13 protein-coding genes are annotated in these 14133 nt (G+C 46.6%); 8 read left to right on the forward strand and 5 right to left on the reverse strand.

Translation table 11 applies throughout. The annotated features are described in order from the left end of the window. Positions 1 to 25: 25 nt before the first annotated feature. A complete protein-coding gene (locus tag NDA06_RS03395; protein WP_190985329.1) occupies positions 26 to 1039 on the reverse strand; it encodes a hypothetical protein in 1014 nt (337 codons plus the stop codon). 150 nt (positions 1040 to 1189) lie between these two features. Here NDA06_RS03395 and NDA06_RS03400 point away from each other — a divergent pair, with 150 nt between their 5' ends. After that, the gene (locus tag NDA06_RS03400) at positions 1190 to 1756 is read left to right on the forward strand and encodes a hypothetical protein (protein ID WP_190414457.1); all 567 of its coding nucleotides are present in this window, start codon (positions 1190 to 1192) and stop codon (positions 1754 to 1756) included. 176 nt (positions 1757 to 1932) lie between these two features. Next, positions 1933 to 2295 carry an ATP-dependent Clp protease adapter ClpS gene (gene clpS / locus NDA06_RS03405; RefSeq protein WP_190414456.1) on the forward strand — a complete coding sequence of 121 codons (363 nt, stop codon included), beginning with the start codon at positions 1933 to 1935 and terminating at the stop codon, positions 2293 to 2295. 70 nt (positions 2296 to 2365) lie between these two features. Here clpS and NDA06_RS03410 read toward each other — a convergent pair whose 3' ends face one another. After that, positions 2366 to 3643, reverse strand: a complete 1278-nt coding sequence (locus tag NDA06_RS03410; RefSeq protein ID WP_190985330.1) for an acetylornithine/succinylornithine family transaminase — start codon at positions 3641 to 3643, stop codon at positions 2366 to 2368. Positions 3644 to 3925: 282 nt separating this feature from the next. Between NDA06_RS03410 and NDA06_RS03415 the strand changes: the two genes are divergently transcribed. Continuing rightward, positions 3926 to 5566 carry a sodium:proton antiporter gene (locus tag NDA06_RS03415; protein ID WP_190531769.1) on the forward strand — a complete coding sequence of 547 codons (1641 nt, stop codon included), beginning with the start codon at positions 3926 to 3928 and terminating at the stop codon, positions 5564 to 5566. Here NDA06_RS03415 and NDA06_RS03420 read toward each other — a convergent pair. After that, positions 5563 to 6240 (reverse strand): TrkA family potassium uptake protein, encoded by a 678-nt coding sequence (locus tag NDA06_RS03420; RefSeq protein ID WP_190414454.1) that lies wholly within the window; start codon positions 6238 to 6240, stop codon positions 5563 to 5565. The genes NDA06_RS03415 and NDA06_RS03420 overlap by 4 nt on opposite strands. Positions 6241 to 6341: 101 nt before the next feature. On the opposite strand from NDA06_RS03420, the gene NDA06_RS03425 reads away from it, so the two are divergent. After that, entirely contained in the window at positions 6342 to 7430 is a 1089-nt protein-coding gene (locus NDA06_RS03425) for an NAD-binding protein (protein WP_190414453.1), read from the forward strand. A gap of 34 nt (positions 7431 to 7464) precedes the next feature. On the opposite strand, the gene NDA06_RS03430 is transcribed toward NDA06_RS03425, so the two are convergent. Beyond that, positions 7465 to 7671 (reverse strand): glycogen debranching protein, encoded by a 207-nt coding sequence (locus tag NDA06_RS03430; RefSeq protein WP_190414452.1) that lies wholly within the window; start codon positions 7669 to 7671, stop codon positions 7465 to 7467. A 385-nt stretch (positions 7672 to 8056) separates the two neighbouring features. Further along, the gene (locus NDA06_RS03435) at positions 8057 to 8197 is read right to left on the reverse strand and encodes a hypothetical protein (RefSeq protein ID WP_190985331.1); all 141 of its coding nucleotides are present in this window, start codon (positions 8195 to 8197) and stop codon (positions 8057 to 8059) included. 30 nt (positions 8198 to 8227) lie between these two features. On the opposite strand from NDA06_RS03435, the gene NDA06_RS03440 reads away from it, so the two are divergent. From NDA06_RS03440 to NDA06_RS03455, 4 genes are read left to right on the forward strand one after another with little or no spacing between them, the layout of a single operon-like run. Next, on the forward strand, positions 8228 to 9226 hold the full coding sequence (locus tag NDA06_RS03440; protein ID WP_190985332.1) for an ABC transporter substrate-binding protein: 999 nt from the start codon (positions 8228 to 8230) through the stop codon (positions 9224 to 9226). 50 nt (positions 9227 to 9276) lie between these two features. Beyond that, positions 9277 to 10278 (forward strand): ABC transporter substrate-binding protein, encoded by a 1002-nt coding sequence (locus NDA06_RS03445; protein WP_190414450.1) that lies wholly within the window; start codon positions 9277 to 9279, stop codon positions 10276 to 10278. A gap of 34 nt (positions 10279 to 10312) precedes the next feature. Further along, positions 10313 to 11314, forward strand: a complete 1002-nt coding sequence (locus NDA06_RS03450; protein ID WP_190414449.1) for an ABC transporter substrate-binding protein — start codon at positions 10313 to 10315, stop codon at positions 11312 to 11314. Positions 11315 to 11316: 2 nt separating this feature from the next. Continuing rightward, positions 11317 to 13938 (forward strand): ATP-binding protein, encoded by a 2622-nt coding sequence (locus NDA06_RS03455; RefSeq protein WP_190985333.1) that lies wholly within the window; start codon positions 11317 to 11319, stop codon positions 13936 to 13938. The last annotated feature ends 195 nt before the right edge of the window (positions 13939 to 14133 follow it).

The raw sequence follows: 14133 nt of genomic DNA on the forward strand, positions 1-14133 counted from the left end.
GATAGCCATTCCCGATTCGCAATGACTACTTTGCTGGCTTCTCTAGCGACCAAATAGGAAGTTTATTCACCTCTTGGAGGGTTAACTCTACATAAGTCATGTCCTCCGGCTTAGCAACTTCTAGACCAAAATAACCTTCAGGGCCATCGTGAGCGTGGGAGCCGCTGCTCCGGGCTGAATAACGTCCTTGCAAACGAGCTTGATTAAATTGGGAACTCACGTTCCACAGCCACCGAGAGGGGAAGACAATACCGCCGAGATCCTCAACCCAGTCTCGACGACCTCGCAGGTGATAGAAACGAGCCGCCTGAAAGCCCGACCTCCCATTAAAGACCCCACCCACAGAGACGATAGTGATTTTTGGATGTAGCCATTGGTTCAGATAGGGAGCCGCACCCAAGGCAACTTGTACACCACCACTCGTTCCAACGAGAATGATGTCAAGCGGTTTACTCTCTGTGCGGGAAATCGGCTTCCCACCATTCATTCGCTCGATGATGGCATTGGCAATCCCCTGATTATAAATAGAGCCATAGCGAGGATCGGCGGAAATCGCAAATCGCCAGAGATTGCGGATTTTGATCAACACGCTGGCGATTCCCATCCCACCATTTCGATTCGCAAAGTGCCATACGGGACTTAATAACCGCTGTCCTCCTAGACCCTTGTTCTCCGCTGAGTATGGGAAAACATCTCCTACAGCTACGCAGTTAGGATGACTCTCAACAATCCGGTCTAAAAAGACTTCTTCCCCCGGTGTTAATTCATTGGCAGAAAAATCTCCTACTCCTGTCAAAAACACAATGTAACAATTGATTGGGGAGGATTTGGCATCAGGATTTGAGTCATTGTTGGGTGGCAAGATCGAGCTTTGGTTTTTCTTCAAACCTAAAGTTTCTGCTCCTTGTTCCAGCCACCATACTACAGTCCCGACTGGCGAAGTAATACCCCAGATTATGAGTATAAAGACCGCTAGGAGCAACAGCTTCAAGGTTCCCCCTCGAAGCCATACAAGTATCCGCCAAATCAATCGCAGCATTCAAGAATATCTAGTTGCTTACTGTTACTGTCTTAACGTCAATTAATTTCGGTCAGGAAGTGAATTTTTTTGGTGATTGGCTCCCTGGGGCATCCCTGACGCAGTATCCTATCCAAAGTTGTCATCAATCGTGAGTAGTAAGGATTCAACGTGAGCAGCGAGGAATCAAAAGTAAGCTTGGGCACGACCCTTTGGAATGCACTTGCTTTAGATGGAAATTTTTATGAAAATGCTCGAAATACGCCTAAAACCTATCGAATTGCCCAAACTATTGTGATTTTAGCAGCACTGTCCCATGCTTTGGGTAGTGCTGTTATTTTATTAATTAACCTGGCAACGCTGCCCGTAATGCTGCTGGCGCTTCTGATTGATGGGATGAGCATTGTGGGAGGCTACTATTTCTGGACGCTTACCATTTGGAAGATTGGGGAGTGGCGAAAACCAAATCACGTTACCTATAGGGATTTGATGATTCCGATTGGCTTTGCCTATGCTCCGCAAGTGCTGAATTTCTTAACGCTGATTCCTTTGTTCGGACAACCACTTGAGCGGGTGCTAGCCGTTTGGAGTTTGCTGGCTGTGATTGTAGCAGTCCGCCAAGGGTTAGATATCAGCACTCGCAATTCGGCGTTAATTTGTTTGGTCGGATGGCCTTTGGTACAGCTGGCGGTTGGATTTATACAACGCTTTGAACAATTCCTGGTAGAGGGTTTCTAGGTTTTGTTGACATTTTGCCAAAACTTTGCACCAAATCCCGCTCTGGTTTTGCTTGGTTGTCACAGGAAACGAAGATGATTCTGACTTAACCTGTTACTTTCGGGGATTCAGGATTGTTAAAATAGAGCAAAATACTTGTAAATTAATTTTGTTAAGGTCTTTTCGCAATCTGCCTTATGACTAGGAGACTTTCAGCCGCTGTTGGCGCGATCGCCTCCGGTATAACTTTACCGACCGCCGCTGCACCGATTCAAGCTCCTGTTCAGACTCCTGAACGATCTAGTCAAGTTGTCCGCAAGTTATATCCTAATTACAAAGTGATCGTGTTAGACGATGATTTCAATACGTTTGAACACGTTCACGAGTGTTTGGTGAAGTATATCCCTGACATGACAAGCGATCTCGCTTGGGAACACACCTATCAAATCCACTTTGAAGGTCAAGCGATTGTTTGGGTGGGTCCCCAAGAGCAGGCAGAACTTTACCACGAGCAACTCAGTCGCGCTGGGTTGACAATGGCTCCTCTAGAGGCGGCTTAAAAGAGTTATGAGTTTGAGTTAGCATCTTAATTCAAAACTCAACACTCATAACTCAAAACTTTCCGATTTCCTACGCGGTTACGGTTGCCATTGCCCGTTCAACGGCTTGCAGCGCTTGGTCTACCTCTTCAGCAGAGACAATCAGCGGCGGCACAAATCGAATCACTTTGGGACCAGCAGGTACCAACAATAAGCCGTCGGCGATCGCTGCTTTCACAACATCTGCTGAAGTTAAATCAATCTCTGCCTTCAACTCCATGCCGCTGATTAAACCCCAGCCACGCACTTCACTAATTTGGTCGGGATATTTAGATGCGATCGCGCTCAATCCAGCTCGTAATTGTTCGCCGCGATCTTGTACATTTTGCAGAATATTATCCCGTTCTATCGTCTGACAGACGGTTAACGCAGCCGAACAGGCAAAAGGATTGCCGCCATAAGTGCTAGCATGATCTCCCGGCTGAAAAACATCACAATGTTTCTTGCACAAGGTTGCACCGATGGGAATGCCACCGCCTAATCCCTTGGCAGACGTGAAGATATCCGGCTCAATTCCCAAATTCTCGTATCCCCAGAACTTGCCGCTGCGACCCATGCCAACTTGCACTTCATCTAAAATTAGCAAGATGTCGTTCTCATCGCAGATTTTCCGCAATTCTTGGAAGTATTTGACATCGCCGGGACGCACGCCACCTTCTCCCTGCAAGGCTTCCAGCATAATTGCGGTGACACCTTGATCGCCTTCATCAAGGGTAGCGATCGCATTCTTGATCGCCCCAATATCGTTGTAAGGCACATAGTAAAAACCAGGCATCAACGGGGCAAAATTTTTCTGGTACTTCGGTTGACCTGTAGCGGTAATCGTCGCCAACGTGCGCCCGTGGAAGCTGGCGTGGGCCGTCAAAATAATCGGCTTTTCGATCCCTTTGACCGTGTGGGCATATTTCCGAGCCAGTTTGATTGCCCCTTCATTCGCCTCAGCACCGGAATTGCAGAAAAACGCCCGATCCGCGCAGGAATGGTCGATCAACCATTTTGCCAATTCCCCTTGTACCGGGATGTAATACAAGTTAGAGACATGGTGCAGCGTCTGGATTTGGCGAGTTACGGTTTCCACCAAAGCTGGGTGAGCGTGTCCGAGGGTACAAGTGGCAATCCCGGCAACAAAGTCCAGATATTCGCGCCCCTCGCTATCCCACAGGCGGCAACCCGCACCCCGTTCTAAAGCTAGGGGATAGCGCCCGTAGGTACTCATCACCGAGGCGTCAAAGCCTTCTGGGTCATACGGGACGGACACGCCTGACTCTGCCGGAATTGAGGAATTTTCAACCAGAGTTTCTAGACTCACTGCTTACTCCTGAAATTTTTTATCCTTATTTGGCAATCTTAAAGGGAATTTTCAAAAAGTTCTGTTTAAAGGGAACTATAAACCCTGAGAAAACAGAAACAGGCTTACTTGCGAAAGGTTAGCTGAGGCGGTTAACATCGTCCACGCGACTCCAGGTTGAGTCTAAGATTGACCGCGAGCATTGCACTTGATCCAATCGGCTCGTCTGACAGGATGATTTTGGGAAAGTTTAAGTTGCGATCGCTCCTCATTTTTGTTTGTCCCAATCAGCTAAATCAGATGATGCATCTTTTATCCTTAGCAAAACTCCCCGTCTGGTGCTTTCCGCAGCCGTTTGTTCTCGGTAATCTTAACCAAACAAACCAGCAGCCTCAAGCAAACATTGCAGAGTTAGTCCCAATTCTGATTATTCTCCTGCTAATTGCCACAGTTGTTGCCCTGGTGACACAGCGGCTTCGCGTTCCCTATGTCACGGGTTTAGTGTTGGCAGGTTTACCAATCACGGAACTATTTTCTCGCCGGATTGGACTCGATCCTTCCTTAGTATTGAATCTTTTCCTGCCAATTCTCATCTTTGAAGCTGGCATCAATACAGATGTTAGCCGTCTCCGAAGCACGTTTAAACCAATTGCCCTTTTAGCGGGTCCAGGGGCGGTACTTTCCTCGGCGATTATTGCCGTTCTGTTGAAATTTGGGCTAGGGCTAGATTGGATACCGGCACTACTAATTGGAGTTATTCTCGCAAACACTGATACGGTTTCCATGATTGCCGTTTTTAAGGAGATACCTGTACCCTCCCGGCTTTCCACGATCGTTGAAGGAGAAACCCTCTTCAACGATGCTGCCGCCCTAGTTTCATTTAACCTGATTCTGACAGTGTATTCGACAGGTTCGCTCACAGTATTAGAAGGAATCCAACAACTATTATTTGTTGCCGTGGGAGGCAGTCTCGTTGGCTTAGTCTTGGGCTATTTAAGCATCCCTGTATTTCTTCGTTTACACGATCCCCTTAGCAGTCTCTTGCTAACCGTTGCAGTTGCATTAGGAACCTTTCAAATCGGGCAATCTTTAGGGGTATCCGGTGCTGTGGCTGTGGTTGTAGCTGGATTAATTTTCGGGAACGTTGGGCTTTCTCGCAGCACGTCTGCTTCCGATCGGATCGCGTTGTTAAGTTTTTGGGACTATGCCAGTTTTGCAGTCAATACCTTTATTTTTCTGCTGATTGGTGTAGAAATAAACCCGGTGACATTCTGGAGGACTTTGCCAGCGGTTCTGCTTGCCGTTTTGGCTTACCAAATTGCGCGAGTCCTCACTGTCTATCCGCTGTTGGCTGGAGTGCGTTGGTTTGACCGTCCGATTCCATTGCGCTGGCAGCACGTCCTGTTTTTAGGTAATATCAAAGGCTCTCTTTCAATGGCTCTTGCCCTTAGCTTACCTACAACACTACCGGGGCGAGAGCAGTTGATCGCTTTAGTGTTTGGTGCGGTGTTGTTATCTCTCGTAGGGCAGGGCGTAAGTTTACCTTGGTTTGTACGCCGGTTGCAACTCTCTCGCTTCTCAGATTCTCGCCAACAAATTGAGGAATTGCAGGCTCAGTTAATTGCTTCTAAGGCAGCTCAAGATGAATTGGATAGTCTATTGAAAAAAGGGGTTTTGCCAAAAAGTGTTTATGAAGAAATGCGAGCCGTTTATCAGGTGCAAGTTGCCGGGGCAGAAAAAGCGCTGCGGAATCTTTATAATCGTCGTCCGGGACAATTAGTTGAAGGCGATCGCTCAAAACTTGACGCCATTCGACGACGATTACTCTTGGCAGAAAAAGGGGCGCTAAATGAGGCGATCCGGCAGCGAATTCTCTCTGAGGAAATTGTGCAAGGGCGAATAAAAACAATTGATGAACAACTGATGAAACTAGAAGATGATTAGGCACAACCATTAATAAAATCAATGGCTTGATGTAATGACCCTGGCTTCGTCACCATTAATATCGTCGCTCCTGGCTCTAATACTGTACTTCCGTTGGGAATTTCTAAATCCATGTGGGGATGGGATTGATAACCAATAATTAAAGAGCCTGTAGGAAATTGGGGTTCTTGAGCGATTTCAGCAACGGTAAGACCGACAACATAGCACTTTTGGGGAATCGAGAGTTTTAAAACTTCAATTTGACCCTGCTCAAAATGCATCATTGATTCTACTTGCGGATACTCAATCGCATTCACCATTGTAGAAACTCCTAAATCAACGGTACTGATGATATGAGAAGCCCCGACAATGCGTAGGGGTTCGGCAAAATCACGGTGGCGCACTCGACTCACAATATGGGAAACGCCGTAGTGTTTAGCAAGCGTGACCATTGCTAGATTTAAGGCATCATGACGGAGAACGGCTGCGACGGCATCAGCTTTGTGAATACCGGCTTCTAGCAGCACCTCGGTACTGACCGCACTGCCTTCAAATGCCATTGCGCCGACTTGTTCGCGGACATACCGGCAAGCACTTGGATCGATATCAATTACGGCGACGGTATGCCCCAGGTCTACCAGCCGTTGCGCTAAATCCAACCCAACAAGTCCGGCTCCACCAATGAGTACAAACATAGCTGTCTCTCTAAGAATATTGACTCTGTGCTTCACTTTACAAGTCGAGAGCGGTTATCCTGCGAGGGTATCCTCCACATTTTTTTCTAAAATTGACTTAGGTGACTACAGGCAGTGTAAGCAACGATCGGACAGCACTTGAGCAAAAATATGAACGCCTTCGTCAAGAGTTGATTGGCGGTGCGATCGCACTCTTTGGTGTCGCCCTGCTCGGCACTTTATGGTACAAGCTGGTGGAGGGTTGGTCGTGGTCAGATGCAGCCTATATGACTGTGATCACGCTAGCAACTGTGGGGTATGGAGAAACTAATCCGCTGGGTAATCGCGGTCGCTTGTTTACGATCGCCCTGATTTTAACAGGCGTGGTCAGCATCGGTTACATCGTCAATCGGTTTACAGAAGCCCTGATTCAAGGCTACTTTCAAGAGGGAGGACGACTGAGGCAGCGGCGGCGTTTGGTAGATTCTTTAAACGAACACTATATCCTTTGTGGCTTTGGACGCACCGGGCGTCAGATTGCTAAAGAGTTTAAGGCGGAAGGCATTGCGTTTGTGACCATAGACTCTCAGATGGAGCCGGTAGAGGAGGCGCTACAGTTGGGTTATATCGCGGTGCAAGGCGATGCGACACTGGATGACACGCTTCACAGGGTAGCGATTGAACGGGCGATTTGTCTGGTGGCGGCGCTGCCTTCGGATGCAGAAAATCTCTATACGGTGATTTCGGCGAAAACGCTCAATCCAAACATTCGAGCGATCGCGCGGGCAAGTACAGAAGAAGCGGTGCAAAAAATGCAACGCGCCGGTGCTGATGCCGTGGTTTCCCCCTATATTACTGGCGGCAGGCGCATGGCAGCAGCAGCACTTCGACCCCAGGTGATGGACTTTGTGGATGGTATCCTGACGGGAACCGATCGAGCTTTTTATATGGAAGAGTTCCTGATCGATCCTCAAAGTTGTCCCGTTGTGAGACAAAGCCTAAGAGAAGCCCGGTTGCGATCGCAATCGGGCGCTTTAGTTCTCGCCATTCGTCGCGCCGATGGCACCCTCATCGGGGGTCCCACGGGAGAAACTCAATTACTGGCGGGAGATTTGCTCATTTGCATGGGTACAGCAGAACAACTGCGAATCCTCAGCCAAATCCTCATTCCCATTAGTTCTGGGAAGCTGCGTCCGCCCAAGCATACCTAACCCAATCAGTTTTTCTACCTAGCGATCGCTTTAATTAATCCAGTTTCAGGGAATTCACTGGCACCTCATCCCAAGAATCAACCGTCCGCAATCTGGCAATCCAACCCGACTCCTTTTGGAAATCGGTTAAATTTTGCTGGTAGGATTCATGACAATCTTGTGCCTGCGCTTCATCACAACAGGCAATACAGGCATGAATCATCCCAGACGGGTCGATCTGTTCGTTCACCCAAATGGTCATAGGGCATTCTCCCTGAATTTTAAATGCATAGACTGCTTGCATCTCGACAAAAAACGCTTACCTCTGGGCTGCGATCGCATACAGCCCTTTGGGCATGAAAACAGCGAAGCGAGGCGTTAGCCTAGCGCTGACTTGTCAGTTCGCGCTGGGAAAGAGCAATCTGTTGATTGGTGCTGATTTAATACTTATACCAAGTTGCGTTGTCACATCCTGCAAATTCAATGGCAACGCCAAGGTGTTTTACATTTGTTCGCTTTCTGGCGCTAAGGAATCGATTTGCTTTTCTCCCTACACCCTCCACTAAAGCTATAGAACAAATAGTGAAAACTTGAAGAAAATCGGGAATTCTAAGAAGGGTACTGATGCAAACTCTAATCATTGCAGGTCATCCTTGTCGGCGATCGCTCAACTCCTGAGTTAGCGAGAGAAAAACCAACGATGACAAGGCTTTGAGCCAATAGAAGCCCAAGAGTTGGGATCGAACATTCGTAAAGCTGTCAATCGGTTCAGCGATAAAAGGCAGCATAACCCCAGTTAAGTCACAAAAATAGTTTCTATGAAATCTCGACTTTTCCGCTTCGTGTCTCTTTTTTTGCTCAGCATTGTGCTGATCGCAGCTTGTAATAGCACGACAACGGTGACTTCCCAGAAAGAGACTCAGCCCCTTACCGTCGGCTACAATCTATGGCCTGGACTGTTTCCGATCGCGCTCGCTCAAGAAAAAGAATTCTTCACAGCTCAAGGGGTCAAAGTCAAACCCGTCTATGTCCAAAACTTTCTAGAATCGGTGTCTGAATTCAGTGCTGGACAATATGATGGAGTTGCCATCACAGTAAGTAGCTTGATGAGCATCATTGAGAAAAACCCGGATTTACAGATTGCGATGGCAACTGATGAATCGGCTGGTTCTGACTCAATAGTAGTTCGCCCAGAGGTTAAAAGTGTCGCTGACTTGAAAGGCAAGCGCCTCGGAGTCAGGTTAGGTGATGGAGAATTATTTGTCAGCGAAATGCTCCAGAAACATGGTTTGACTAGCGATAATTTGACCCTAGTCAACGTAGAAGGAGAAGCGGTTCCAGCACGTTTTAAGAGCGGGGATATTCAAGCGGGACATACTTGGGAACCGTACTTATCTGAAGTAACCAAATCTGGAGGGCGAGTATTATTCACCAGTAAGGACACACCCGGCTTAATTTCGAGTGTAATCGTGTTTCGCTCCTCAGTAGTACGCGATCGCCCAAAAGACATTCAAGCATTTATTCGCGCCTGGTTTCAAGCACAAGATTACTGGCAGGCAAATCCCGAAGAAAGTAAAGCACTCATTGCGAAAACGCTCTCCATCAAACCTGAAGAAATTTCCACTGAGGGTGTCAAGTTGTACACCTTAAAAGACAACTTAAAAGCATTTACTCCTGGTTCTACAACCGAGTCGTTGTACCATACCGCCAAATTGTACGCCGACTTCTATATTCGCACCGGAGGATTAAGCACCGCGCCAGATATTCAAAAAATGATTAATCCTTCTTTTGTGCAGATGTCGCAGGCAGGAAATTAACGAGAAAAAAAGCGTTATTCCATGCAGTTAAACATCAACAGTTTTTCAAGATGAAATCTCGATTTCTCCGCTTCGCATCTCTTTTTTTGCTCAGCCTTTTCCTGGTTACAGCCTGCAATGGCAGAACCTTTATAACCTCTAAACCTGAGCTTCCACCACTGCGAATTGCCTACAATCTGTGGCCTGGATATTTCCCAATGGAGATTGCTTCAGAACAAGGATTTTTCGCAGAACAGGGGGTGGAAGTTGAACCTGTGTATTCAGAAAACTATTTAGGAGTTGTTTCTGATTTTAGTGCAGGTAAATATGATGGCATCATCGTAACATTGGGTGGTGTGATGAGCATCATTGGGAAAAACCCAGATATCCACATTGTCCTGGAAACCGATCAATCGGCTGGTGCTGATACCGTAGTGGTGCAACGTGATATTAAAAGTGTGGTTGACTTGAAGGGCAAGCGACTCGGCGTGAAGTTAGGCGACTACGGAGAATTGTTTGTTGTCAAGATGCTGGAGAGCAATGGTCTTACTACCGATGACGTGACGCTAGTCGATATAGAAGGGGAAGCCATTCCAGCACACATAAAAAGCGGTGATATTCAAGCCGGACAAACTTGGTATCCCTACACATTAGAGGCAGTGAAAGCCGGAGCGCAGGTACTATTTACCAGTAAGCAAACACCTAGGTTGATTCCGAATGTCATCTTATTTCGCAGCAATGTAATACGCGATCGCCCTGGACAGATAAAAGCATTTGTCCGAGCTTGGTTCCAAGCCCAAGATTACTGGAAAGCCAACCCAGAAGCAAGCAAATCACTGATTGCTAAGCGGCTGAAGATTAAACCGGAGAGCGTTTCAACCGATAACATTCAGCTGTCCACCTTAAAAGAAAACTTAAAAGCGTTTACTCCAGGTTCCACAGAAGAGTCGTTGTACCATACCGCCAAATTGTACGCCGATTTCTCGATTCGCACTGGAGGGTTAACCGCTGCGCCAGATATTCAAAAACTGATCGATCCGTCTTTTGTGCAGCAGTTGCAGCCAGGAAGTTGACCGTATTCAGTCACACACATCAACAGGTTTTAGCATGAAATCTCGATTGCTACGCTTTGTATCTCTTGTATTACTCAGCATTGTGCTAATCACCGCCTGCAATGGCACGACAACCGTAACTTCCAGCCCACAGTCTTTGCCTCTTAGGGTCAGCTATAATCTTTGGGCTGGACAGTTTCCGATGGCGATCGCCCAAGAAAAAGGATTCTTCCAAGCGCAGGGTGTTAAAGTCGAACCCATTTTTTCAGAAAACTATCTCCTACCCCTGTCTAACTTCAGTGCTAATAAAAATGATGGGGTTGCGCTGCCATTAGGTAGCGTTATGAGTAGGCTTGGGCAAAACCCAGATGCAAAAATTGTTTTAGTCACCGATCAATCAGCGGGTGCTGACGCAATGGTAGCTCAGCGCCATATAAAAAGCGTGGCTGATTTGAAGGGTAAGCGGATCGGCACTAAGTTAAATGATTTTGGAGAACTGTTTGTCACTAAGATACTAGAAACGAAAGGTCTTTCTACTCAAGATGTCAGCTTAGTCAATATAGAAGCGGAAGCAATTCCAGCTTTCTTAAAAAGTGGTGAAATTCAAGCAGGACAAACCTGGGGACCCCATTTGTCTCAAGCAGTCAAATCTGGGGCTAAAGTGCTATTCACCAGTAAGCAGACTCCTGGGTTAATTCCAGATGTCATCGTGTTTCACAGCAATGTGCTACGCGATCGCCCTCAAGATATAAAGGCATTTATTCGCGCTTGGTTCCAAGCCCAAGACTACTGGAAAGCGAATCCAGAAGAAAGCAAAGCAATAATTGCCAAAACCCTCAATATCAAACCTGAAATTATTTCAACAGATGGCATCCAGTTGTCTAATTTGCAAGACAACTTAAAGGCATTTACTCCAGGTTCAACAACAGAGTCGCTGTATCATACAGCCAAATTGTACGCCGACTTTTATACTCGTACCGGAGGGCTAAGCGCTGCGCCGGATATTCAAAAACTAATCGATCCGTCCTTTGTGCAGCAGTTACAAAAGGTAAATTGACTGTGAAACAGCTCCAACTTTATACCCTACGCACTAAGCTGATTTTTTCTTTCCTGGGTGTGGCACTGCTCCCCTTAGCATTACTAGCCTTCTTGAATCAGCGAGCCACACAAAAGACGCTGACGAACAATGCTAACCAAACCCTCTTAACATCTGCTTCTCAAACTGCCCTGAGTATAGATGCTTTTATAAACTCGAATCTGGATGCTGTCCGGGTTGAAGCTCAGTTGCCAGTCTTCGCCAAGTACTTAAGTTTACCTGCTAACCAGAGACAAAGTATCGCTTCAGAAGTCGAGGGCGCTTTACGTTCGCTCAGCCGTAAAGATACTTTGAATATCTCGTCCTACGCGCTGCTCGATAGTCAGGGGCGAGATGTAATTGATACTTATACACCAGATATCGGTACAGATAAATCTGACCAGAATTACTTTCAGCGACCGTTTAAAACTGGCTTACCCTATGTCTCGCCCATCGTGTTTTCTCCAAGTACTAATGAGATCGGTTTGTACTTCAGTAGTCCGGTACGAAATGCGTCGGGAAATACTATCGGTGTCTTACGTATCCGTTATAACGCTGCTGCTGTCCAGCGATTGGTTAGCCAAAATACCGACCTAGTGAGAGGAAGCGCTTCCTTTGCGATTTTGCTAGACGAAAACCATATTCGTTTAGCTCACGGAAACGCACCTGAGTTAAATTTTAAATCGGTAGCACCACTCCCACCGGCTAAAGTGAAGGCTCTGCAAGCAGAAGGACGGTTGCCCAAGGGGAAAACGGCAGACTTTTCGACAAATTTGCCTGATTTTGAGCAAGGTCTAGATAACGCTGCAACATCCCCTTACTTTACAACCGCCTTATCCTCTACAAACAACGAGCCGAACGCAGCAGCAGTTACCAAGCTAAAGACGCGACCGTGGTTTGTGGTTTTTGTCCAACCGAAAGCGGTATTTCTAGCGCCTATCGAAGCCCAAGCCCGCGACACGCTGTTGCTGGCTGCGATTATTGCAGGTGTAGTCATTATCGCGGCGATTACGATCGGAGAACTACTGGCTAAGCCACTGATTAATCTCACTGGAACAGTGACTCAATTCACTGCTGGCAACCTCAATGCTCGTACTTCTATCCAATCAAAGGATGAAATTGGGGTGCTAGCGTTGAGTTTCAATGGGATGGCAGAACAAGTCGGTAAATTGCTTCAAGGCCTAGAAGAGCGTACCCGCGAACTGGAAGTTAGTCAACACGTTACGGTTGCCGTCAGCGAGTTGTCAAAAGCGATTATAGACCCGGAAAAGCTGTTGCGCGAAGCGATCGCCCTAATGCAGAATCGCTTCGGCTTGCACTACGTGCAAATTTATCTGTTAGATCAAACAACGAATCAACTCATCCGGCGGGCTGACTCTGGCAATCAGGGTATGCTTGGGCATGATGAAAGCGCCTGTCTGTCTCTTGACGATCGCAGCTTAGTCGCCCTTGCTGCCCGAAAGCAGCAAACGATCTGGGTGGATAAACAGGACAGTGCAGGGTTAGCAGGAGACTTGAAACCCATCCAAATGGGTTCTTCCGCAGTGGTGCCCTTAGTCGCTCGTGGGGCGCTACTAGGAGTGCTGGACATTCAAGACAAGGAAAGCGATCGCTTCAGTCAAACGGATCTAGAGACGTTCAACACCCTCGCCGGACAAATCGCCACGGCTTTAGAAAATGCCCGCTTGTTTGAAGAAATTCAAAAGGCTGAAACCCAATACCGAGACAAAGCTCAAGAGTTACAACAAACTCTATCTGAGTTGAGACAAACTCAAACTCAATTAATTCAAACTGAAAAAATGTCTAGTTTGGGTCAACTGGTGGCTGGAGTTGCACATGAAATTAACAATCCAGTCAACTTCATTTATGGCAACATCACTCCTGCCAATGAATATCTGGAAGATTTGCTCAAACTCTTAAAGTTGTACCAACAATGCTACCCCAATCCTACCCCGGAAATTCAAGACTATATCGAAGAAGTCGAACTCGACTTCCTGCTCCTTGATTTTCAGAAAATTCTATCTTCCATGAAGTTTGGAGCCGAACGGATTCGTCAAATTGTTCTATCTCTAAGAAACTTCTCCCGTTTAGATGAAGCGGAGATGAAAGCCGTTGACATTCATGAGGGTCTTGAGAATACGCTAGTAATTTTACAGAATCAATTAAAAGATAAGCCGGGACATCCGGAGATTCAGGTGATTAAAGAGTATGGCAACTTACCTTTAGTAGAATGCTATGCCGGACAACTGAATCAAGTGTTTATGAATTTACTTACAAATGCAATTGATTCTCTCGATGAGTTTAATCATAAACGCTCGATCGAAGAAATTAAAGGCAATCCCGCTACCATCTTAATTCGCACCAAAGTCGCAGGGAACAATCAAGTAGAAATCCGAATAATTGACAATGGTTCAGGGATTTCAACTGAGGTTCAGTCAAGACTTTTCGATCCTTTCTTCACAACGAAAAACGTTGGCAAAGGGACTGGACTGGGTCTAGCGATTAGCTACCAAATTGTAACCGAAAAACATGGGGGACAGTTGGAGTGTACTTCAGCACCCGGTCAAGGGGCTGAGTTTGCTATCAAGATTCCAATTAGAGTTTAAGCTAACAAATCTTCATCAAGCGCGATCGCACTGACGAGAAAGTTAGAAACCTTAGCTGGATAGAATTTTAGCAACTCATTTTCTAAAAAATCCCTAAATCTACAGCATTATTTTAAAACCCGATTTCAAACTCGCTCGAAAACATATATATAGCAATCCTATTTTAGTTGTGAGACAAACCTTCAGATCCTAACT

Origin of the sequence: Trichocoleus sp. ST-U1, assembly GCF_039961835.1 — a bacterium.
GTDB lineage: Bacteria > Cyanobacteriota > Cyanobacteriia > Cyanobacteriales > FACHB-T130 > FACHB-T130.